The organism is Streptomyces sodiiphilus (assembly GCF_039529215.1).
GTDB lineage: Bacteria > Actinomycetota > Actinomycetes > Streptomycetales > Streptomycetaceae > Streptomyces > Streptomyces sodiiphilus.
In genome coordinates, this window is sequence record NZ_BAAAMJ010000043.1 from 25,936 (window position 1) to 46,854 (window position 20,919).

Annotated in this window: 19 protein-coding genes; 11 read left to right on the top strand and 8 right to left on the bottom strand. The window is 72.6% G+C overall.

From position 1 onward, the window contains the following. Nucleotides 1-35: 35 nt before the first annotated feature. Complete coding sequence (locus ABD299_RS18680; protein WP_344263856.1) at nucleotides 36-293, top strand: prevent-host-death protein; 258 nt, start codon at nucleotides 36-38, stop codon at nucleotides 291-293. Nucleotides 294-337: 44 nt separating this feature from the next. Here ABD299_RS18680 and ABD299_RS18685 read toward each other — a convergent pair whose 3' ends face one another. Beyond that, the gene (locus ABD299_RS18685) at nucleotides 338-793 is read right to left on the bottom strand and encodes a pyridoxamine 5'-phosphate oxidase family protein (protein ID WP_344263858.1); all 456 of its coding nucleotides are present in this window, start codon (nucleotides 791-793) and stop codon (nucleotides 338-340) included. Between the two features lie 124 nt (nucleotides 794-917). On the opposite strand from ABD299_RS18685, the gene ABD299_RS18690 reads away from it, so the two are divergent. After that, nucleotides 918-1,715 carry an arylamine N-acetyltransferase family protein gene (locus ABD299_RS18690; RefSeq protein ID WP_344263860.1) on the top strand — a complete coding sequence of 266 codons (798 nt, stop codon included), beginning with the start codon at nucleotides 918-920 and terminating at the stop codon, nucleotides 1,713-1,715. A gap of 19 nt (nucleotides 1,716-1,734) precedes the next feature. On the opposite strand, the gene ABD299_RS18695 is transcribed toward ABD299_RS18690, so the two are convergent. After that, nucleotides 1,735-1,989, bottom strand: a complete 255-nt coding sequence (locus tag ABD299_RS18695) for a hypothetical protein (RefSeq protein ID WP_344263862.1) — start codon at nucleotides 1,987-1,989, stop codon at nucleotides 1,735-1,737. Between the two features lie 63 nt (nucleotides 1,990-2,052). Here ABD299_RS18695 and holA point away from each other — a divergent pair, with 63 nt between their 5' ends. Then, on the top strand, nucleotides 2,053-3,039 hold the full coding sequence (gene holA, locus ABD299_RS18700) for a DNA polymerase III subunit delta (protein WP_344263864.1): 987 nt from the start codon (nucleotides 2,053-2,055) through the stop codon (nucleotides 3,037-3,039). Between the two features lie 185 nt (nucleotides 3,040-3,224). Here holA and rpsT read toward each other — a convergent pair whose 3' ends face one another. Then, nucleotides 3,225-3,491 carry a 30S ribosomal protein S20 gene (rpsT, locus tag ABD299_RS18705; protein ID WP_344263866.1) on the bottom strand — a complete coding sequence of 89 codons (267 nt, stop codon included), beginning with the start codon at nucleotides 3,489-3,491 and terminating at the stop codon, nucleotides 3,225-3,227. A gap of 185 nt (nucleotides 3,492-3,676) precedes the next feature. On the opposite strand from rpsT, the gene lepA reads away from it, so the two are divergent. From lepA to ABD299_RS18725, 4 genes are all read left to right on the top strand, one after another. Further along, the gene (gene lepA / locus ABD299_RS18710) at nucleotides 3,677-5,542 is read left to right on the top strand and encodes a translation elongation factor 4 (protein ID WP_344263868.1); all 1,866 of its coding nucleotides are present in this window, start codon (nucleotides 3,677-3,679) and stop codon (nucleotides 5,540-5,542) included. 370 nt (nucleotides 5,543-5,912) lie between these two features. Next, nucleotides 5,913-7,790, top strand: a complete 1,878-nt coding sequence (locus tag ABD299_RS18715) for an AMP-dependent synthetase/ligase (RefSeq protein ID WP_344263870.1) — start codon at nucleotides 5,913-5,915, stop codon at nucleotides 7,788-7,790. Between the two features lie 261 nt (nucleotides 7,791-8,051). Beyond that, the gene (locus ABD299_RS18720; protein WP_344263872.1) at nucleotides 8,052-8,666 is read left to right on the top strand and encodes a hypothetical protein; all 615 of its coding nucleotides are present in this window, start codon (nucleotides 8,052-8,054) and stop codon (nucleotides 8,664-8,666) included. Between the two features lie 240 nt (nucleotides 8,667-8,906). After that, nucleotides 8,907-9,377 (top strand): hypothetical protein, encoded by a 471-nt coding sequence (locus ABD299_RS18725; RefSeq protein WP_344263874.1) that lies wholly within the window; start codon nucleotides 8,907-8,909, stop codon nucleotides 9,375-9,377. 241 nt (nucleotides 9,378-9,618) lie between these two features. Here ABD299_RS18725 and hemW read toward each other — a convergent pair whose 3' ends face one another. From hemW to ABD299_RS18740, 3 genes are all read right to left on the bottom strand, one after another. Continuing rightward, nucleotides 9,619-10,851 (bottom strand): radical SAM family heme chaperone HemW, encoded by a 1,233-nt coding sequence (gene hemW / locus ABD299_RS18730; protein ID WP_344263876.1) that lies wholly within the window; start codon nucleotides 10,849-10,851, stop codon nucleotides 9,619-9,621. Between the two features lie 89 nt (nucleotides 10,852-10,940). Next, a complete protein-coding gene (locus tag ABD299_RS18735; protein WP_344263878.1) occupies nucleotides 10,941-11,786 on the bottom strand; it encodes a DUF3097 domain-containing protein in 846 nt (281 codons plus the stop codon). A gap of 21 nt (nucleotides 11,787-11,807) precedes the next feature. Next, on the bottom strand, nucleotides 11,808-12,569 hold the full coding sequence (locus ABD299_RS18740) for an MBL fold metallo-hydrolase (protein ID WP_344263880.1): 762 nt from the start codon (nucleotides 12,567-12,569) through the stop codon (nucleotides 11,808-11,810). 186 nt (nucleotides 12,570-12,755) lie between these two features. Between ABD299_RS18740 and hrcA the strand changes: the two genes are divergently transcribed. From hrcA to ABD299_RS18755, 3 genes are all read left to right on the top strand, one after another. Then, on the top strand, nucleotides 12,756-13,772 hold the full coding sequence (gene hrcA / locus ABD299_RS18745) for a heat-inducible transcriptional repressor HrcA (RefSeq protein WP_344263881.1): 1,017 nt from the start codon (nucleotides 12,756-12,758) through the stop codon (nucleotides 13,770-13,772). Further along, entirely contained in the window at nucleotides 13,773-14,906 is a 1,134-nt protein-coding gene (gene dnaJ, locus ABD299_RS18750; protein WP_344263883.1) for a molecular chaperone DnaJ, read from the top strand. A 73-nt stretch (nucleotides 14,907-14,979) separates the two neighbouring features. Then, a complete protein-coding gene (locus tag ABD299_RS18755; protein ID WP_344263885.1) occupies nucleotides 14,980-15,723 on the top strand; it encodes a 16S rRNA (uracil(1498)-N(3))-methyltransferase in 744 nt (247 codons plus the stop codon). Nucleotides 15,724-15,740: 17 nt separating this feature from the next. Here the strand turns inward: ABD299_RS18755 and ABD299_RS18760 are convergent, their stop codons facing one another. Together ABD299_RS18760 and ABD299_RS18765 are read right to left on the bottom strand one after the other, a co-directional pair. After that, the gene (locus tag ABD299_RS18760; RefSeq protein ID WP_344263887.1) at nucleotides 15,741-15,857 is read right to left on the bottom strand and encodes a methionine/alanine import family NSS transporter small subunit; all 117 of its coding nucleotides are present in this window, start codon (nucleotides 15,855-15,857) and stop codon (nucleotides 15,741-15,743) included. Beyond that, nucleotides 15,857-17,431, bottom strand: a complete 1,575-nt coding sequence (locus ABD299_RS18765; RefSeq protein ID WP_344263889.1) for a sodium-dependent transporter — start codon at nucleotides 17,429-17,431, stop codon at nucleotides 15,857-15,859. The genes ABD299_RS18760 and ABD299_RS18765 overlap by 1 nt, the downstream gene beginning before the upstream one ends. A 139-nt stretch (nucleotides 17,432-17,570) precedes the next feature. Between ABD299_RS18765 and ABD299_RS18770 the strand changes: the two genes are divergently transcribed. Beyond that, complete coding sequence (locus ABD299_RS18770; RefSeq protein WP_344263891.1) at nucleotides 17,571-20,903, top strand: S41 family peptidase; 3,333 nt, start codon at nucleotides 17,571-17,573, stop codon at nucleotides 20,901-20,903. The last annotated feature ends 16 nt before the right edge of the window (nucleotides 20,904-20,919 follow it).

Here is a 20,919-nt window from a genome sequence, read left to right on the forward strand (position 1 = left end):
GAAACCATATGAGCCGCACGTCTATCGTGGACTGCGTGACGGCCAAGCCTGAGATCACCCCACGTGACAAGCGCATTCAGTCCGGAGGGCACAAGGACGCCGACCCTGACCGGGCCTCCACCGTTACGCGAGATGGCCACCGGATCGGCGAGCCCGCGTCACTGTGCCGCCGGAGGCGCTTCGTCCCCCGTAGTGAGTTCGCCGCCATGTCCCGCACCGCCCCCGAGATCTCCCTGACGGCCTTCCGCGCCGACCAGGACGCCGTCATTCGTTCCGCCCTGCCCCGTGACTGACAGGCGACGGACCTGTCCTTCCGCGTGCTTCGCCCTGCCCCGGGTCAGACCAGCCAGGCGCCGTCGCGCATGAGACGGCGGCCGGCCAGCTCGTTCTCCTCGCGCCAGGCGCGCACGGTGCGGGGGACGCACCGCAGGGCGACCCAGGCGTCGCTGCCGCGGACGTCCCACAGGCGCTCGGCGAACGCCCCGGCCTCGGCCGGGCTCATCGCGTCGACGGGGACGACCTCGCCGTCCGCCTCGATGAGCACGACGTCCCGGGTGCCGTCCAGTGACAGCACCGCCCGGCCGGTGGAACGGAGGTTGGCGGCGGTCGGGTTGCCGGGCCGGGTGCACATCCAGATCGTCCCCTCGTGCCACAGGAAGGACAGCGGCACCATGCACGGCACCCCGTCCGCGCTCGTGGTGGCCACCCAGATGTCGATGTCCTCGGCCAGCCGTCGCAGGGCGTGCCGCTTGCGGTCGGGTCCCGGACGGGGCGGTGTCTTCGGAGAGCTCATGCCGCGGACGGTAGGCGGTCCGGCGGTCCCGGCGCATCGGGCGAGGGACGCAGGCCCCGGGGCCCGGCCGGTCCGGGACCCGGGACGGATGACAGCGGCGGGGGCGGCATGCGACAACGGATCCATGAACGACGCCTGGCTTCCCGCCTACCTCGACCGCATCGGTGCCCCGCGCCCGGCGGTCGCGGACGCCTCCGCCCTCGCCGCTCTCCAGGAGGCGCACCTGCGCGCGGTCCCGTTCGAGAACCTGGCGATCCACCTGGGTGAGGAGATCGAACTGACCGAGGAGGCGCTGGTCGACAAGGTGGTGCGGCGCGGCCGGGGCGGGTTCTGCTACGAGCTCAACGGCGCGTTCGGCATCCTGCTGGGGGCTCTGGGCTACCGGGTGACACCGCTCGCCGCCCGGGACTGGAGCAGCGGGGTGCCCGGCATTCCGTTCGATCACCTGGCGCTGCGCGTGGAGACCGCCGACGGTACCGGGCCGTGGCTGGCGGATGTCGGCTTCGGCCGGTTCATTTCCCGCCCGGTGCTGCTGGAGAGCCGGGATCCGCAGGCCGACCCGGCGGGCACCGTCCTGTTGAAGGACGCGGCCGAGGGGGACCTCGACGTCCTGCTGAACGGAACGCATCAGTACCGCCTCGAACTGCGCCCGCGCACGCTGGCCGACTTCGAGGTGGGCTGCTGGTATCACCGCACGTCGCCGCGCTCGCACTTCGCGCGGTCACTCGTGTGCTCCCGGCCGGTACCGGGGGGCCGCGTCACGCTCAGCGGGCGGACCCTGAAGATCTCCCGCGACGGCGCCGCCGGATCCGGCCCCGGCGAGCGGGTGACGGAGCTGGCGGACGAGGCCGAGGTGCTGGCCGCCTACCGTGAGCACTTCGGTGTGGTGCTGGACCGCGAGCCGGTGGTGCGCGGCGGCTGACCGCCGGCGCCGGCGCGGTTCACTCCCGCTCCAGCCAGCCCTCGTACCGCTCGGCCAGGGCCTCCAGCGCGGCCGGGTCGAGGCGGCCGTCCGGGTCCTCCAGGACCACCAGCCACTGGGCGTCCTCGGCGTCGTCCTCGCCCGCCAGGGCATCCCTGACCAGCAGCGGCTCACCGGCCGGCGCGGCCTCGCCGGGCCCCTCGGCGATCTCGGCCGCCACCTCCTCGGCGGCGTCACGGTCGGGCAGCACCAGAATGTGTCGCAGGTCGGTCACCCGTGCATTGTGTCCGAGGCGGGCGGGACCGCGTGTCGGCGGGGCGTGCGATGCTGGGCGGCGATGGCTGGGAAGACGAAGAACGACGATCCGCTCGCCGCCCTCACGCTGGCCGTGGGACAGGAGGAGCTGCTGCTGGACCGCGCGGTGCAGCAGGTGGTCGCCGCGGCCCGGGCGGCCGACCCGGACACCGACGTGCGCGATCTGCCGCCCGGCGGCCTGCAGCCGGGCACCCTCGCCGAGCTCACCAGCCCCTCGCTGTTCGCCGAGCGCAAGGTGCTGGTCGTGCGGCAGGCCCAGGATCTGGGCGCCGACACGGCCAAGGAGGTCAAGGCGTACCTCAAGGCCCCGGTCGACGAGGTCGCGCTGGTGCTGGTGTTCAACGGCAGCGGCACCAAGGGCAAGGGGCTGCTGGACGCGGCCCGCAAGGCCGGCGCCCGGGAGGTCGCCTGCCCGAAGATGACCAAGCCGGGGGACCGGCTGGGCTTCGTGCGCCAGGAGTTCCGCACCTCCGGGCGCAGCGCCACCCCGGCCGCCTGCCAGGCCCTGGTCGACGCGGTCGGCAGCGACCTGCGGGAGCTTGCCTCGGCCTGCGCCCAGCTCGCCGCGGACGTGGAGGGCACCATCGACGAGGCGGTCGTCGCCCGCTACTACACCGGTCGCGCCGAGGCGTCGAGCTTCGCGGTGGCCGACCGGGCCGTGGAGGGGAAGGCCGCCGAGGCGCTGGAGGCGCTGCGCTGGTCGCTGGCCACCGGCGTCGCGCCGGTGCTGATCAGCAGTGCCCTGGCGCAGGGGGTGCGGGCGATCGGCAAGCTCGCGTCGGCCCCGGGCGGGATGCGCCCGGCGGACCTCGCGCGGGAGCTCGGCATGCCGCCGTGGAAGGTGGACCGGGTGCGGCAGCAGATGCGCGGCTGGTCCGCGGACGGGGTCTCGGCCGCGCTGCGCGCTGTCGCGGAGGCCGACGCGGCCGTCAAGGGCGGGGGCGACGACCCTGGCTACGCCCTGGAGAAGGCCGTGGTGACGATCGCCCGGGTGGCCCGCGCGCGCTGAGGCCGGGCGGACGCGCAAAGGCCCCGCGCGGCCCGGGGGAACGGGCGGGCGCGGGGCCTTCGGCTGTGTTCGTGCGGGCACCGCACCCGCGTGGCGAACGCAGGAACGTGGTGCGGTGCCGGTGCCGGCCGGGCGGAGAGAGGGGCCGCTGGATCCGGGCCGGCGACGAGCGGAGAGCCGGCGGCTCAGCCCTTGAGGGAGCTGACCCGGGCGGCCAGCGCCGACTTCTTGTTGGCGGCGTTGTTCTTGTGCAGAACGCCCTTGCTGACGGCCTTGTCGAGCTTGCGGGCCGCCACGCGACGCGCGGCCTCCGCCTGCTCCACGTCACCGGAGGCGGCGGCCTCACGGGCACGCCGGACGGCGGTCTTCAGCTCGGACTTGACCGCCTTGTTGCGCAGGCGGGCCTTCTCGTTGGTCTTGTTCCGCTTGACCTGGGACTTGATGTTCGCCACGAATGAGCCTTTGCAGGTTCGATGATGATGTCGTTCGCTGTCCGGTGCGCGTGCAGCGCACGAGACACAGTGGGCCAGCCTACCAGCGGGCCGGGTCCGCCTCCCAATCCGCCGACAGGCCTCCGCGCATGGGAGCATGGGTGACGACCCAGCCCCACGACCGCCTTCACCCGACAGGACCTTGCGTGCCCGCGATCTCTTCGAACGTGCCGGAGCCGAGCCGCACCGACCCGGCTGTCATCCGCAACTTCTGCATCATCGCGCACATCGACCACGGCAAGTCGACCCTTGCCGACCGGATGCTCCAGCTCACCGGTGTGGTGGAGCAGCGGCAGATGCGCGCCCAGTATCTCGACCGGATGGACATCGAGCGGGAACGCGGCATCACCATCAAGTCCCAGGCCGTCCGGATGCCGTGGGGGGCCGAGGACGGCACCCCGCACATCCTGAACATGATCGACACCCCGGGCCACGTGGACTTCACCTACGAGGTGTCCCGGTCGCTGGCGGCGGGGGAGGGCTGCATCCTGCTGGTGGACGCCGCCCAGGGCATCGAGGCGCAGACCCTCGCCAACCTCTATCTGGCGATGGAGAACGACCTCACCATCATCCCGGTGCTCAACAAGATCGACCTGCCGGCCGCCCAGCCGGAGAAGTTCGCCGCCGAACTGGCGCACCTGGTGGGCTGCGAGCCCGAGGAGGTCCTGAAGGTCTCCGCGAAGACCGGGGAGGGCGTCGGCGAGCTGCTGGACGAGGTGGTCCGCCGCATCCCGCCCCCGGTCGGTGTGGCCGATGCCCCCGCCCGGGCGATGATCTTCGACTCGGTCTACGACGCCTACCGCGGCGTGGTGACGTACGTGAAGGTCGTCGACGGGCACCTGGGCAAGCGCGAGCGCATCCAGATGATGTCCACCGGCGCCACGCACGAACTGCTGGAGATCGGCACCAACTCGCCGGAGATGACCCCCTCCGACGGCCTGGCCGCCGGCGAGGTGGGGTATCTCATCACCGGCGTGAAGGACGTGCGGCAGTCCAAGGTCGGCGACACGGTCACCCAGCAGAAGGGCGGGGCGACCGAGGCGCTCGGCGGCTACAAGGACCCCAAGCCGATGGTGTTCTCCGGGCTCTATCCGCTGGACGGCTCGGACTACCCGGACCTGCGGGACGCGCTGGACAAACTGCAGCTCAACGACGCCGCCCTGGTCTACGAGCCGGAGACCTCCGCGGCGCTCGGCTTCGGGTTCCGGGTCGGCTTCCTGGGGCTGCTGCACCTGGAGGTCATCCGTGAACGCCTGGAGCGGGAGTTCGGCCTCGACCTGATCGCGACCGCCCCCAACGTCGTCTACCAGGTCACGATGGAGGACGGCTCGGAGCACACCGTCACCAACCCCAGCGAGTACCCCACCGGCAAGATCGCCGAGGTGCGGGAGCCGGTGGTGCGGGCCACGCTCATCGCGCCCAGCGAGTTCATCGGCGCGATCATGGAGCTGTGCCAGACCAGGCGCGGGGCGCTGCAGGGCATGGACTACCTCTCCGAGGAGCGCGTCGAGCTGCGGTACATGCTGCCGCTCGCGGAGATCGTCTTCGACTTCTTCGACGCCCTGAAGTCCAAGACCCGCGGTTACGCCTCGCTGGACTACGAGACGACCGGTGAGCAGGCCGCGGACCTGGTGAAGGTCGACATCCTGCTGCACGGCGACAAGGTGGACGCCTTCTCCGCCATCGTGCACAAGGACAAGGCGTACGCCTACGGGGTGAAGATGGCCTCCAAGCTGCGCGAGCTCATCCCGCGGCAGCAGTTCGAGGTGCCCATCCAGGCGGCCATCGGTTCCCGGGTGATCGCCCGCGAGACGGTCCGTGCCATCCGCAAGGACGTGCTCTCCAAGTGCTACGGCGGTGACATCTCCCGCAAGCGGAAGCTGCTGGAGAAGCAGAAGGAGGGAAAGAAGCGGATGAAGGTGGTGGGCCGGGTCGAGGTCCCGCAGGAGGCCTTCATCGCCGCGCTGTCCTCCGACTCGGACGGCGGCGGCGAGGGCAAGGGCAAGAAGTAGCCCGCTCTCCCCGCTTCGGCACGGCGCGCCGCGCGTGCCACGGGACCGCGTGCTCCTCCGGCGCGGCCGGAGTTTCCCCCAGCGCGCCGTCGGCGTGCCCGGCCCCGGAGGCGTGTGGTGCGGGCGGATGCCGGGGGACGTACGGTGGACGCGACGGGCCGGTTCCGGCCATTCGCCGGACGGGCCGTGTCCCGTCGTGTGCCGCGTTCGCGCAGGACAGGGCCGGTCGGGTCGCCGATGGTCACCGTCGGCCACGTTCCGGCATCGACGAGGCCACAGCCCTTACGTACCGGGGCCCGGGCATTTAGTCTGAGCGCTCCGAGTGTTACTCGTGAGTCACCCTTTTGCAGTGCGGGACCCGGAGGAAGCCGTGAGCGAGAAGCAGAATCCGATCGAGAACCGTCCGCCGTCCGTGGCGCATCTCTTTCTCGATCGGGTCGCAGCCACCCCTGACAAGGAGGCGTACCGGTACCCTGTGCCCTCCGCGGGCGACGGCCCCGACGACTGGCGCGGCTACACCTGGCGCGAGGCCGGGGAGCGGGTGTTCGCCATCGCCGCGGGTCTGATGGACCTGGGCGTCAGCGCAGAGGAGCGGGTGGCCATCGCCTCCGGCACCCGGGTGGACTGGATCCTTTCCGACTTCGGCATCCTGAGCGCGGGCGCGGCGACGACCACCGTCTACCCGACCACCAACGCCGAGGAGACGGCCTACATCCTGGCCGACTCCGCCAGCCAGGTGCTGATCGCCGAGGACGCGGCCCAGCTCGCCAAGGTCCGCGAGCGCCGCGCCGAGCTTCCCGAGCTCAAGCACGTGGTGGTCATGGAGGCCGAGGACGCGGTGGCCGCCGAGGGCGACCCTGAGGGCTGGGTCCTCTCGCTGTCGGAGCTCGCCGAGCGCGGCAACGCCTACCTGGAGAAGCACCCGGACTGCGTCAAGGAGTCCGTCGCCGCCCTGCGCTCGGACCAGCTCGCCACCCTCATCTACACCTCCGGCACCACCGGCCGGCCCAAGGGCGTCCGCCTGCCGCATGACGCGTGGTCCTACATGGCCTACGCGATCGAGGCGATCGACCTGTCGGACGACACCGACGTGCAGTACCTGTGGCTGCCGCTGGCACACGTCTTCGGCAAGGTGCTGCTGGCCGCGCACATCAAGGTCGGCGACGTGATCGCCGTGGACGGCCGGGTCGACAAGATCATCGAGAACCTGCCGGTGGTGAAGCCGACCTACATGGCGGCCGTGCCGCGGATCTTCGAGAAGGTCTACAACGGGGTCGCGGCCAAGGCGAAGGCCGCCGGTGGCGCCAAGTACAAGATCTTCCTGTGGGCCGCGGAGATCGCCCGCGAGTACGGCAAGGTCAGCCAGGAGAACTACCGCAGGACCGGCAAGCGCACGGCGCCGTTCGGGCTGCGGACCAAGCATGCGATCGCCGACAAGCTGGTCTACTCCAAGCTGCGGGACGCGTTCGGCGGCCGGATGCGCGCCTGCATCTCCGGCTCGGCGGCGCTGTCCCCGGACATCGGCTTCTTCTTCTCCGGCGCCGGCATCCACATCCTGGAGGGCTACGGTCTCACCGAGTCCAGCGCCGCCAACTTCGTCAACCCGGGCGAGGCCTACCGCACCGGCACCGTCGGCAAGGCGCTGCCGGGCCTTGAGGTGCGCATCGCCGAGGACGGGGAGATCCTGGTGCGCAGCCCCGGCGTCATGCAGGGCTACCACAACCTGCCGGAGAAGACCGCCGAGGTCCTGGAGGAGGACGGCTGGTTCCACACCGGCGACATCGGCGAGCTGTCCGAGGACGGCTACCTGCGGATCACCGACCGCAAGAAGGACCTGTTCAAGACCTCCGGCGGCAAGTACATCGCGCCCACCGAGGTCGAGGGCCAGTTCAAGGCGGTCTGCCCGTACGTGTCCAACGTCCTGGTCATCGGCGCCGGCCGGAACTTCTGCTCGGCGCTGATCGCCCTGGACGAGCCCTCCATCATGGGCTGGGCCGCGGAGAACAACCTGGGTGGCAAGAGCTACGAGGAGGTCGTGGGCGACGAGCGGACCCGCGAGCTGATCGACGGGTATGTGCAGCAGCTCAACTCCGGGCTCCAGCGCTGGCAGACGATCAAGAAGTTCCGCCTCCTGCCGCGGGACCTGGACATCGAGAACGGCGAACTCACCCCCAGCCTGAAGCTGAAGCGCCCGGTGGTGGAGAAGAAGTTCGGCCACCTCATCGAGGAGATGTACGAGGGGGTCTGACGGTCCCCACGGCAGTTCTGCGGGCTCCGTGAGACGCTAAATCCCTTTTCCAGCCGCCCGGTTGGCGTCCGGTAATTACCGGCGCCGACCGGGCGGTTCTTTCTTGTCGTGGAGCGGAAGGCCGGACGAGGCGGTACGGCAATTCGCGTGAAGGTGTCCGCCGTGCGGGGCATGCAGGGCGTGGCTGAGTCCCTGGAGCATGGCGCGGAGTGATACTCGTGCTGTTCTTCCGCATGGGGAGATCAGGATAGGAGAGTAACTATGCGTTCATCGATCCGGCTTGCTGCTGTCACGGTTTCGGCTGCCGCGATGGTCGGCGCCTCGGCCACGGCGGCGAGCGCCGGACCGCGCGGTGGCGACTCGCTGTCGCAGGCCACCATTCAGAGCTGTCTGTCCGTCGATCAGGAGGCGGAGGCCGAGACCGAGCGCTCGATCTTCTCCGACGCCGAGGCGGAGAACAACGCCACCTTCATCTTCTTCGGGCCGTTCGTCTGCACGCAGGTCGCCCCGCAGGTCGTCGCTCCGGTCACGGTGTTCGGTGACGGCAACACCGCAGGGTGGGAGGCGGACGCCGAGGCGGCGGGAGAAGCGGTCGACCTCGACATCGAGGCTCCCGGGAACGGTGTGCTGCCGCCCGAGATCCTCTCGGCCCAGGACATCAACGCGCAGACTTCCCGCATGGTGGAAGGGGTGCTCGCCGACGCCGGCGCGAGGCCGCAGCCCGCGGCCGGCATCGAATCGGCGCAGCCCGTCGCCGGCACCGGGATGGAGCAGCCCGTCGCCGGCACCGGGATGGAGCAGCCCGTCGCCGGCGCGGACATGCTCCGCCCGGACCAGGGTGTCGCTCCCATGGCCGACGCCGAACTCGCACGCTGAACGCATGGACCGGTTGCGGGAGGCTTTTCCGGGCCGCTCCCGTAATTGCCGCCCGGCAGGGGCCAGAAATTTCTGACCCCTGCCGGGCAGCTTTGTGTGCCCGGAATGCGATTAGGCAATTCGAATGACGGTGCCACCCGAATGCTGGGATACCGGCGTGGCAGATGCTTTCTCTGTCGGTGTCGCGGGTGATACTCGTGCTGTTCTTCCAAAAGGGGAGATCAGGATAGGAGAGTAACTATGCGTTCATCGATCCGGCTGGCCGCTGTTACGGTGACGGCTGCCGCAATGGTCGGAATGTCGTCTGCGGCCGCCCACGCCGCGCCGTGGGACCGGGGCGGCGACTCGCTGTCGCAGGCATCGCTCCAGAGCTGCATCGCCGTCGAGCAGGAGGGCGAGGCCGAGGTGAAGCGCTCCTGGTTCTCCGACGCGGAGGCCGAGAACACCGCCGTCCTCATCGCTCCTGCCGGTGTCATCTGCAACCAGGCCTCGGCTCAGGTCGTCGCTCCCGTCACTGTCTTCGGCACCGGCAACACCGCTGGGTGGATCGGGGAAACCGGCGCCGAGGGCGACATCATCGACGTCGACATCACGGCCCCGGAGAACGGACTGGAGCCGGTGGAGCCCGTCTCCGACGCCAACACCCGCACCCTGCGGATGGTCGAGGGCGCCCTGGCGGGCAACGCCGGGCTGCTCGGCGCCCACCGCTGAGCCAGGCCCGTACAGCCGGGAAGGCCGTGGGTCTTCGCGGCGAACGGCCGGCCGGCGAACCGCGAGACGGGCGGGCCGACGCCTTCCCTCCACGGATGCCGCGGTTCTCCTGCCGCGATGCCGCAAGGTGACCGTTCCCCCGCCGGGGCCGGCCGGTGCGGGAAAATGACCCTCCAGAGTTCGTCCGGCCGGGGCGGGCACCCCTCGGGTGCCCGCCCCGGTCCGCTGTGTCCGGGCGCGCTCAGTCGGTCAGATCCCGGGTGACCGCGTCGGCCAGCAGCCGGCCGCGCAGGGTGAGAACGGCCTGGCCCCCGGCGTGCGGACCGGCCGCCAGCAGCCCGTCGTCCCGCGCCTGCCGGGCCGCCCGCAGGCCGGCCGGGGTCAGCAGGGACAGCTCACAGCCCTCGGCCCGGCGCAGCTCCAGCAGGATCCGCTCCACCCGGATGTCCTCCGGAGTGAGCCGCTCCCGGCCGGCCCCGGGGGACCGGCCCGCCGCCAGCGCCTGGGCGTACGCCCCGGGGTGCTTCACGTTCCACCAGCGGACGCCGCCCACGTGGCTGTGCGCCCCCGGCCCGGCCCCCCACCAGTCCGCGCCCGTCCAGTACAGCTCGTTGTGCAGGCAGCGCCCGGCCGGCGAGGACGCCCAGTTCGACACCTCGTACCAGGTGAAGCCGGCGGCCGAGAGCGTCTCCTCGGCGATCAGGTATCGGTCGGCGTGCACGTCCTCGTCCGTCATCGGCACCTCGCCGCGGCGGATCTGCTGCGCCAGCCGGGTGCCCTCCTCCACGATCAGCGAGTACGCCGAGATGTGATCGGGGCCCGCGCCGGTCGCCGCCTCCAGCGTGGCCCGCCAGTCGGCGTCGCTCTCCCCGGGAGTGCCGTAGATCAGGTCCAGGTTGACGTGCGTGAAGCCCGCCGCCCGCGCCTCGGCCACGCACGCCTCGGGGCGGCCAGGGGTGTGCGTGCGCTCCAGGACCCGCAGCACGTGCTGCCGGGCGCTCTGCATGCCGAAGGAGATCCGGTTGAAGCCCGCGGCCCGCAGCCGTTCCAGGGACGCCGCGTCCACTGACTCCGGGTTGGCCTCGGTGGTGATCTCGGCGTCGTCCGCCAGCCCGAACTCCTGCCGCACCGCGTCCAGCATCAGCGCCAGGTCGTCCGGCGGAAGCAGGGTCGGGGTGCCGCCTCCGACGAAGACCGTGCGCACCGCGCGGGGGTCGTCGCCCAGCACCGTGCGGGCCAGCCGCACCTCCTCGGTCAGCACCCGGGCGTAGTTCTCCCGGGAGGCCGCCGCGCCGCCGGGGCCGCGCAGCTCGCTCGCGGTGTAGGTGTTGAAGTCGCAGTAGCCGCAGCGGGTGGCGCAGAACGGGACGTGCAGGTAGAAGGCGAGCGGGCGGTCGGCGGCGCCGGCCAGGGCGGACGCGGGCAGCGCGCCGTCGTCGGGCACGGCCTCGCCGTCGGGGAGTGCGGAGGGCATGGGGCCATTGTCGCCGCAGCCCGCGGTTTCCCCGGCGCCCGCCCCCTGCGGCCCCGGCCTTGCCGGCCCGGTCCGGTCCCCGCCCGCCGCTACGGGCCGGCCGGCGAGCCGACCGTGACGTGATCGATCAGGTGCTCCACCGGGCCCAGCAGCCCGGGGTCCAGGTCGCGGAAGCTGTGCACGCGGCCGAGGATGTGCTGCCAGGCCGCGCCGGTGTTCTCCGGCCAGCCCAGGGCCCGGCAGACCCCCCGCTTCCAGTCCTGGCCGTGCGGGACGCGCGGCCACCGGTCGATGCCGGCCGCGGAGGGCTTGACCGCCTCCCAGATGTCGATGAACGGGTGACCGACGACCAGGACGTCCGGGTGGGTGACCTGTGCGGCGATGCGGGACTCCTTGGAGCCGGGCACCAGATGGTCCACCAGCACCCCGAGCCGGGCATCGGGGGAGGGGGAGAAGTCGCGCACCACGGCCGGCAGGTCGTCAATGCCCTCCAGGTACTCCACCACCACGCCCTCGATGCGCAGGTCGTCGCCCCACACCTTCTCGACCAGCTCGGCGTCGTGGCGCCCCTCCACATAGATGCGCCCGGCGCGGGCCACCCGCGCCCGCGCGCCGGGCACCGCCACCGAGCCCGAGGCGGTGCGCGCCGGGCCGCGCGCGGCGGCGGGCGCAGCCGGACGGGGGCGCACCAGGGTGACGACCTTCCCCTCCAGCAGGAAGCCCCGGGGCTCCATGGGGAAGACCCGGTGCTTGCCGAACCGGTCCTCCAGGGTGACCGTGGGGCCCTGGGCGGTCTTCTCGCAGCGGATCACCGCCCCGCAGAAACCGGTGGAGACCTCCTCCACCACCAGGTCCGGCTCGGCCGGTACCTCGGGCACGGGTGCCTGCCGCTTCCACGGCGGCGTCAGGTCGGAGCTGTATCGCCTGCTGCGCATGGCTGCCATTGTGACCCAGGCTCAGGCCGCGCCCCCGGCGGACCCCGGGCCCGGCGCGGCCTGGCCTTCCGCCGCCGCCCGGGCCGCCAGGGCATCCCGCTGGGCCCGGACGAAGCCGGCGTCCACCACCGCGCCGTGCCCCGGCACGTACCGGGCGTCCGGCCCGCCCAGGTCCAGCAGCCGGTCCAGCGCCGCGGGCCACCACGACAGGTGGGCGTCGGGCCCGGTCTGGGGCTCGCCGGACTCCTCCACCAGGTCGCCGCAGAACACCACTTCCGGGGTCATGCCCCCGAGTCCGGGGACCAGCACCGCCACGTCGTGGGCCGTGTGCGCCGGGCCCAGGTTGGCCAGCATCACCTCCCGGCCGCCGCCCAGGTCCAGCGTCACCTCCCCGCTGACCCCGTGCCGCGGCAGGATCATCGCGTCGGCGGCCTCCTGCGCGGCCCGCCGGTCCACGCCGTACCGGACGGCGTCCTCCACCAGCAGGGGCCGGTCCCGGGCGAGCAGTTCCGACAGCCCCGCGGCTCCGTACACCTCGGCGCCCGGGAACGCGCCGACTCCCAGCACATGGTCGAAGTGCGGGTGGGTGATCACCACGTGGGTGACCGGGAGCCCCAGCCGCCGGCGCAGGTCCAGGCGGACGCGTTCCCCCTCGTCCAGGGTCGGGCCCGCGTCGACGACGAGCACCCCCTCGGGGCCCGCGACCGCTCCGACCGTCTCGTCCCAGCCCGGCAGCCGCAGGCGCAGTACTCCGGGTGCGAGCTCTTCCCACGTGGTCTCCATGCGGGCGACGTTAGCCGTACCACACCCCCGGCGCCTCCTGCGGCGGGCCCGCGCGCGGTACCTTCGGGGCCACCAGTCATTCCGTACCGGTGCTACCCGGCCGTACACTGGTCCGGAAGCTGGCACTCGCCAATCCGGAGTGCCAGTGCGGGAACGACCGACACGGCCGGACGGGAGGTGCGCGGCATGCTGAGCGAACGCAGGCTCCAGGTGTTGCGGGCGATCGTCCAGGACTACGTGGGCACCGAGGAACCGGTGGGTTCCAAGGCGCTGACCGAGCGGCACAACCTCCGGGTCTCTCCGGCCACCGTGCGCAACGACATGGCGGCGCTGGAGGAGGAGGGGTACATCGCCCAGCCGCACACCAGCGCCGGGCGGGTGCCCACGGACAAGGGCTACCGGCTCTTCGTGGACAAGCTGGCCGGGGTCAAGCCGCTCTCCTCGCCGGAGCGGCGGGCCATCCAGAACTTCCTCGACGGCGCGGTGGACCTCGACGACGTGGTGGGCCGCACCGTCCGGCTGCTGGCCCAGCTGACCCGGCAGGTCGCGGTCGTGCAGTACCCCTCGCTGACCCGCTCCACGGTGCGCCATGTGGAGCTTCTCTCGCTGGCCCCGGCCCGGCTGATGCTGGTGCTGATCACGGACACCGGCCGGGTGGAGCAGCGGATGGTGGACTGCCCGGCGCCCTTCGGCGAGTCCTCGCTGGCCGATCTTCGCGCCAGGCTCAACAGCCGGGTGGTCGGCGAGCGTTTCACGGAGGTCCCGCAGCTGGTGCAGGACCTGCCGGAGTCCTTCGACGCGGAGGACCGCGGCACCGTCTCCAGCGTGCTGTCCACGCTGCTGGAGACCCTCGTGGAGGAGACCGAGGAGCGGCTGATGATCGGCGGCACCGCCAATCTGACCCGCTTCGGGCAGGACTTCCCGCTCACCATCCGGCCGGTGCTGGAGGCACTGGAGGAGCAGGTGGTGCTGCTGAAGCTGCTGGGGGAGGCGAAGGACCCCGGCATGATGGTACGAATCGGGCACGAGAATGCCCATGAAGGGCTGACGTCCACATCGGTTGTCGCTGTCGGCTACGGTTCTGGGGACGAGGCGGTCGCGAAGCTCGGTGTGGTGGGTCCGACCCGCATGGACTACCCCGGAACGATGGGAGCGGTGCGCGCAGTGGCACGGTACGTCGGACAGATCCTCGCGGAGAACTAGGTGGCGACGGACTACTACGCGGTCCTGGGCGTTCAGCGTGATGCCTCGCAGGACGAAATCAAGAAGGCGTTCCGCCGGCTGGCCAGGGAGCTGCACCCGGATGTGAATCCGGACCCGAAGACCCAGGAGCGGTTCAAGGAGATCAACACCGCCTACGAGGTGCTCTCCGACCCGCAGAAGAAACAGATGTACGACCTGGGCGGGGACCCGATGGGGGGCGCCGCGGCGGGCGCCGGTCCCGGGTTCGGCGGCGGCTTCGGCAACTTCTCGGACATCATGGACGCCTTCTTCGGCACCGCTGCCCAGCGCGGGCCGAAGTCGCGCACCCGGCGTGGCCAGGACGCCATGATCCGGCTGGAGATCGACCTCAACGAGGCCGCCTTCGGCACGACCAAGGAGATCCAGGTCGACACGGCCACGGTCTGCAACACCTGCAACGGCGAGGGCGCCGCTCCGGGTACCTCCGCGCAGACCTGTGACATGTGCCGCGGCCGGGGCGAGGTCTCCCAGGTCACCCGGTCCTTCCTGGGCCAGGTCATGACCTCCCGGCCCTGCCCGCAGTGCCAGGGCTTCGGCACTGTGGTGCCCACCCCCTGCCCGGAGTGCGCCGGCGACGGCCGGGTCCGCTCCCGTCGCAAGCTGACGGTGAAGATCCCGGCCGGTGTGGACAACGGCACCCGCATCCAGCTGGCGGGCGAGGGCGAGGTGGGCCCCGGCGGCGGCCCGGCCGGCGACCTCTACGTGGAGATCCACGAGACCCCGCACGCGATGTTCCAGCGGCGCGGCGACGATCTGCACTGCACGGTCACGGTCCCGATGACGGCCGCGGCCCTGGGCACCAAGGTGCCGCTGGAGACGCTCGACGGGGTGGAGGAGGTGGACATCCGGCCCGGCACCCAGTCCGGCCAGTCCATCCCGCTGCACGGCCGCGGCGTCACGCACCTGCGTGGCAACGGCCGCGGCGACCTGGTGATCCATGTCGAGGTGCAGACCCCGTCGAAGCTGGACGCGGAGCAGGAGGAACTGCTGCGCCGGCTGGCCGAGCTGCGGGGCGAGGAGCGCCCGCTGGGCCAGTTCCAGCCGGGCCAGCAGGGCCTTTTCTCCCGGCTCAAGGACGCCTTCAACGGCCGGTGACGGCCGGGCGGGGCGCGGGAGCGCGGACAGTGACGAGTGAGGCCGGCGGCGCCGGCCGGTGCGGGAGCGCGGTGTGACGGCGCCGGTGTTCGTGCACGGGGAGCTGGCCGGGCTGCGGCCGGGCGCGGTGCCGGTGCTCTCCGGCGCCGAGGGCCGGCACGCGGTGTCGGTGCGGCGACTGCGGGCCGGCGAGGAGATCGTGCTGACCGACGGCGAGGGCACCGGAGTCTTCGGGACGGTGGCCGCCGTGGAGGGCAGGGACCGGTTGTCGGTCGAGGTCACCGAGGTGCGGCGGGAACCCGAACCGCGCCCCTCGGTCACCGTCGTGCAGGCGCTCGCCAAGGGGGACCGCGGGGAGCTGGCCGTGGAGACGATGACCGAGACCGGGGTGGACACCATCGTGCCCTGGTCCGCGTCCCGCTGCGTCACCCGCTGGAGGGGCGAGCGGGGGGAGAAGTCCCTGGCCAAGTGGCGCAGCACCGCCCGGGAGGCGGGCAAGCAGGCGCGTCGGCTGCGTTTCCCCCGGATCACCGGGCCGATGACCACCGAGGAGGTGGCCGGTCTGCTGGCGGGCGCGTCGTTCGCCGGGGTGCTGCACGAGGCCGGCGGTGAGCCGCTGGCCACCGTGGTGCTTCCGGCGGACGGCGGCATCGTACTGGTGGTCGGTCCGGAGGGTGGTGTGTCCCCGCAGGAGCTGGAGGCGTTCGAGGAGGCCGGCGCCCGGCCGTGCCGGCTGGGGCCCTCGGTGCTGCGGACTTCCACCGCGGGCACCGCGGCGGCCGCGCTGGTGCTCGGCCGGACCGGCCGCTGGGGCTGAGCGGGGGGCCGGCGGCGTCAGAAGTCCTCGGCGTGCGGGTCGGGGTGGCGGCGCAGCCGCAGGAGGGCGGCGATCAGCCCGCCCCACACGATGCCGACGGCGACGATCATCATGATGACGGCTCCGGTGGACATCAGCCGTTGCTCCTCTTCGGTGCGTTCTTGTCGTGCCGGGCCTCGTCGAGGAGGTCCTCGGGGCCGGGGGCGGGAGCGTTCCGCCAGGGGATGAGGGAGAACAGGATGCCCAGCACCAGCGCGCCGGCGGCGACCCCCCAGCCCGACCAGGACAGGAACGAGGAGGGGTACCCCTCGTAGTTGTCGTCGAACTCCGACACCAGGCTGTCGATCATCATCCAGCCGAGCACGAGCGGGGTGATCAGGCCCAGGCACAGCCGCCACCACCAGCCCAGCGGGACCGCGGAGGTGGCGTCGGCGTTGCGCTGCAGGACCGGCAGCCGGCGCAGCACCCAGGCGACGACGATCACCGCGACAAGCGCTGCCAGCGCGATGCCGTACTGGTTGATGAAGTGGTCGGAGGCGTCCAGCAGGTAGATGCCGCCGTCGGTGGGGAACAGGGCCACGGACACCACGGCGATCAGGCCGCCGACGGACAGCACGGCCGGCAGCCGGCGCAGGCCGAGGCGGTCCTGCACCGAGGACACCACCACCTGGACGATGCTGATCAGCGAGGAAAGACCGGCGACCACCAGCGAGGCGAAGAACAGCGCGCCGAACAGGGTGCCCATCGGCATCTCGGAGATGACCTGCGGGAAGGCGACGAAGGCCAGTCCCAGGCCGGAGGTCGCCACCTCGTCCACGGCGGTGCCGGCGGAGACGGCCATGAAGCCGAGCGTGGCGAAGACCCCGATGCCCGCGAGGATCTCGAAGGAGCTGTTGCCGAAGGCGGCGACCAGCGCCGAACCGGTCAGGTCGGCGCGCCGCCGCAGATAGGAGGCGTAAGTGATCATGATGCCGAAGCCGATGGACAGCGAGAAGAAGATCTGTCCGTAGGCGGCGACCCAGACACTGCCGGTGGTCAGCGAGTCCCAGTCGGGTGCGAAGAGCGCGTCCAGGCCCGTGGCGGCACCCTCCAGGGTGACCGCGCGCACCACCAGGACGAGGAAGAAGACGACCAGCAGCGGGATGAAGACGGTGTTGGCCCGCTCGATGCCGCGCCGGACCCCGAGGGCGAGCACCGCCAGCACCACGACCCACACCGCGACCAGCGGCCAGACCGCACCGGGCACGTAACTGGCGCCCCAGGGAAGGTAGTCGGCGAACGAGCCGGGGCTGTCGGCGGCCCGCAGGAAGGTCCCGAAGAGGAAGCTGTCGGGTTCGTCGCCCCACTGCTGTCCCACCGAGAAGCCGACGTACCGCACGGCCCAGGCGATGATCACGGCGTAGTAGGTGGCGATGACGAAGCAGATGACGACCTGCCACCAGCCGATGGCCTCGGCGGGCCGGGACAGCTGACGGAACGCCGCGGGCGGCGAGGAGCGGTACTTGCGGCCCAGGGTGTACTCCAGGATCAGCACCGGGATTCCCGCGGTGAGCAGGGCGACCAGGTAGGGCAGGAGGAACGCCCCGCCGCCGTTCTCGTACGTGACGGCGGGAAAGCGCCAGATGTTGCCGAGCCCGATGGCCGAGCCGATGGCCGCCAGGAGGAACCCGGCGCGGGTCGCCCATTGCTCGCGTGGCTGAGGGGGCATGTGCGCGCGTCCTTCATCGTCCGCCGTACGAAACTGACCGAACGTTATCAGGTGATATGTCGTTTATCGTGTCAAACGCGGTGGCGCTCCCGGGATCCCCCTCTGTACCGGAGCGACTGCGCTTCGTAGGCTGGCGCGGGTGACTTCGCCTTCGTATCTCCGATTTCCGCATGTCGCGGGTGAGCTGCTCACCTTCACCGCCGAGGACGACGTCTGGGCGGCGCCGCTGGCAGGCGGCCGTGCCTGGCGGATCAGCGCCGACCAGGCGCCCGTCGCCCATCCCCGGCTCTCCCCGGACGGCACCCTGGTCGCCTGGGGTTCGAGCCGCGACGGCGCCCCGGAGGTGCACGTCGCTCCCGCCGACGGCGGCCCCTCGCGCCGGCTGACCTACTGGGGAGGCACCGAGACGGCGGTGCGCGGCTGGCTGCCGCCGGGGCCCGACGGGACGCCCGAGGTCCTGGCCACCGGCGCGCACGACCGCCCGTCCATCCGCGAGACCTGGGCACGCGCCGTCCCGCTGGACGGCGGCCCCGCCCGGCTGCTGCCCTACGGACCGGTGGGCGCGGTGGCCTTCGGCCCCGGCCCGGCCGTGCTGCTGCTGTCCGCCACGATGAGCCGCGGCCGGGACGCCGCGCGCTGGAAGCGCTACCGGGGCGGCACCGCCGGCAAGCTGTGGATCGACCCGGACGGCTCGGGCACCTTCCGGCGCCTGCACGAGAACCTCGACGGCAACCTCGAATGCCCCATGTGGGTGGGCGAGCGCATCGCCTTCCTCTCCGACCACGAGGGCACCGGAGCGCTGTACTCCTCGATGCCCGACGGCACCGGTCTGCGCCGGCACACCCCGGTGGACGACGGCTACGCCCGGCAGGCCACCGGCGACGGCACCCGCGTCGTGTACGCCTGCCGCGGCGAGCTGTGGTGCCTGGACGACCTGGACTCCGGCTCCGGCCCCCGCCCGCTGGAGGTCCGCCTCGGCGGCCCACGCGCCGCCCGGCAGCCGCACCCGGTGAACGCCGCCGCCCACCTCGGCACCGCCTGCCCGGACCGCACCGGCCGGGCCAGCGCCGTGGAGACCCGCGGCACCGTGCACTGGGTCACCCACCGCGACGGACCGGTCCGTGCCCTGGCCGCCGAGCCCGGCGTGCGCGCCCGGCTGCCCCGGGTCTTCCGCGCCCCGGCCGACGGCGACGGAGGCCCGGCGAACGGTGACCAGCAGGTGCTGTGGGTCACCGACGCCGAGGGGGACGACGCGCTCGCCCTCGCCCCCGCGGACGGCACGACCGGCTCCCCGCCGCGCCTGCTGGCCCATGGCCTGCTCGGCCGGGTGCTGGAACTCCAGGTCGCCCCGGACGGCAGCCGCGCGGCCGTGGCGTCCCACGACGGGCGCGTGCTGCTCGTCGGCCTCGCCGACGGGCAGGTGAGCGAACTGGACCGCAGCACTCACGGCGACGCCGACGGCCTGGCCTTCTCCCCGGACTCCCGCTGGCTGGCCTGGTCCCACCCCGGCACCCGGCCGCTGCGCCAGCTGCGCCTCGCGGACCTGACCACCGGCACCGTGAGCGAGGCCACCCCGCTGCGCTTCCGCGACCTCTCGCCCGCCTTCACCACCGACGGCAAGCACCTGGCCTTCCTGTCCGAGCGGGTCTTCGACCCGGTGTACGACGCACACGTCTTCGACCTGTCGTTCACCGCCGCCTGCCGGCCGCACCTGCTGACGCTCGCCGCGGACACCCCCTCGCCGTTCGGCCCGCAGCGGCACGGACGCCCGGTGGACAGCGCCGCGGACCGGGACGAGGCCTCCGGCACCGGCGGCACGGCCACCGGAGAGGACGGGCCGGAAGGCCGGGACGGGCAGGAACAGGGCCCCGCGGCGGCCGCCGCCGCGCCACCGGCCAGCCGGGTGGATCTCGACGGGCTGGCCGAGCGGGTCGTGCCGTTCCCCGTGGAGGCCGGCCGCTACAGCGGGCTGCGGGCCTATGCCGACGGAGTGCTCTGGCTGCGGCACCCGCTGACCGGCGCCCTGGGCACCGCCGCCGCCCCCGGCGAGGGCCCCGCCACCTCCGTGCAGCGCTACGACCTGGCCAAGCGGCGTTCCGCCGAACTGGCCCGCGAGGTCAGCGGCTTCGAGGTCAGCGGGGACGGCCGGCAGGTGCTGCTGCACACCCGCTCCGGGCTGCGCCTGGTCCCCGCCGAGGGCGGCCCGTACCAGGCCAGGCCGCAGGGGGACAGCGACGAGCGCGGCGTCACGCTCGACCTGTCGCGCATCCGGCTGATGGTGGACCCCACCGCCGAGTGGCGGCAGATGTACGACGAGGCCGGCCGGCTGATGCGGGACAACTTCTGGCGCGCCGACATGGGCGGCACCGACTGGGACGCGGTGCTGGACCGCTACCGGCCGGTCCTGGACCGGGTGGCCACCCACGACGACCTCGTCGACCTGGTCTGGGAGGTGCAGGGCGAGCTCGACACCTCGCACGCCTACGTCATGCCGCACGCCCACCGCGCCCCCGACGGCCTGCGGCAGGGCATGCTGGGCGCCGACCTCTCCCGCGACGCGGAAGGCCGCTGGCGGGTGGACCGGGTGCTGCCGTCGGAGTCCTCCGACCCCGAGGCCCGCTCGCCGCTGGCCGCCCCGGGCGTCGCGGTCCGGGCCGGTGACGTGCTGCTGGCCGTGGACGGACGCCCGGTCGACCCGGTGACCGGCCCGGCACCGCTGCTGGCCGGAGCCGCCGAACGGGCCGTCGAACTCACGGTGGAACCGGCCGACGGCTCCGGTGTCCGCCACCCGGTGGTGGTCCCGCTGGCCGACGAGGAGGCCCTGCGCTACCAGGCCTGGGTCGCCGGGTGCCGCGCCACCGTCCACGAGCGTTCCGGCGGGCGGCTGGGCTACCTGCACATCCCCGACATGATCGGCAGCGGCTGGGCCCAGCTCCACCGCGACCTGCACACCGAGATCGGCCGCGACGGGGTGGTCGTCGACGTGCGCGGCAACCGCGGCGGCCATCTCTCGCAGCTGGTCCTGGAGAAGCTGGCCCGCCGGGTCATCGGCTGGAACCTCCCGCGCGGGGAGGAGCCGGACACCTACCCGTCGGACGCCCCGCGCGGCCCGATCGTGGTGGTCGCCAACGAGTTCTCCGGGTCCGACGGGGACATCGTCACCGCCGGGGTCCGGGCCCTGGGACTCGGCCCGGTCGTGGGAACCCGTACCTGGGGCGGCGTGATCGGCATCGACATGCGGTACGACCTGGTGGACGGCACCGGCGTCACCCAGCCGAAGTACGCGACCTGGCTGCGCGGCTTCGACTGGGGTGTGGAGAACTACGGCGTGGAACCGGACATCGAGGTCGTGCGGACCCCGCAGGACTGGGCCGCGGGCCGCGACCCGCAGCTCGGGGAGGCGCTGCGGGTGGTCCTCCAGGCCCTCGCCGCCTCCCCCGCGGCGGCCCCGCCCGAACTGCCGGAGCGCTGACCGGCCCCGCTGCGGG

Excerpts from the sequence above, each read along its gene's own strand:
- ABD299_RS18685 (WP_344263858.1), bottom strand. The coding sequence starts at position 793 with ATGAGCTCTCCGAAGACACCGCCCCGTCCGGGACCCGACCGCAAGCGG.
- ABD299_RS18690 (WP_344263860.1), top strand. The coding sequence starts at position 918 with ATGAACGACGCCTGGCTTCCCGCCTACCTCGACCGCATCGGTGCCCCG.
- holA (WP_344263864.1), top strand. The coding sequence starts at position 2,053 with ATGGCTGGGAAGACGAAGAACGACGATCCGCTCGCCGCCCTCACGCTG.
- ABD299_RS18720 (WP_344263872.1), top strand. The coding sequence starts at position 8,052 with ATGCGTTCATCGATCCGGCTTGCTGCTGTCACGGTTTCGGCTGCCGCG.
- ABD299_RS18725 (WP_344263874.1), top strand. The coding sequence starts at position 8,907 with ATGCGTTCATCGATCCGGCTGGCCGCTGTTACGGTGACGGCTGCCGCA.
- hemW (WP_344263876.1), bottom strand. The coding sequence starts at position 10,851 with ATGCCCTCCGCACTCCCCGACGGCGAGGCCGTGCCCGACGACGGCGCG.
- ABD299_RS18735 (WP_344263878.1), bottom strand. The coding sequence starts at position 11,786 with ATGCGCAGCAGGCGATACAGCTCCGACCTGACGCCGCCGTGGAAGCGG.
- ABD299_RS18740 (WP_344263880.1), bottom strand. The coding sequence starts at position 12,569 with ATGGAGACCACGTGGGAAGAGCTCGCACCCGGAGTACTGCGCCTGCGG.
- hrcA (WP_344263881.1), top strand. The coding sequence starts at position 12,756 with ATGCTGAGCGAACGCAGGCTCCAGGTGTTGCGGGCGATCGTCCAGGAC.
- ABD299_RS18760 (WP_344263887.1), bottom strand. The coding sequence starts at position 15,857 with ATGTCCACCGGAGCCGTCATCATGATGATCGTCGCCGTCGGCATCGTG.
- ABD299_RS18765 (WP_344263889.1), bottom strand. The coding sequence starts at position 17,431 with ATGCCCCCTCAGCCACGCGAGCAATGGGCGACCCGCGCCGGGTTCCTC.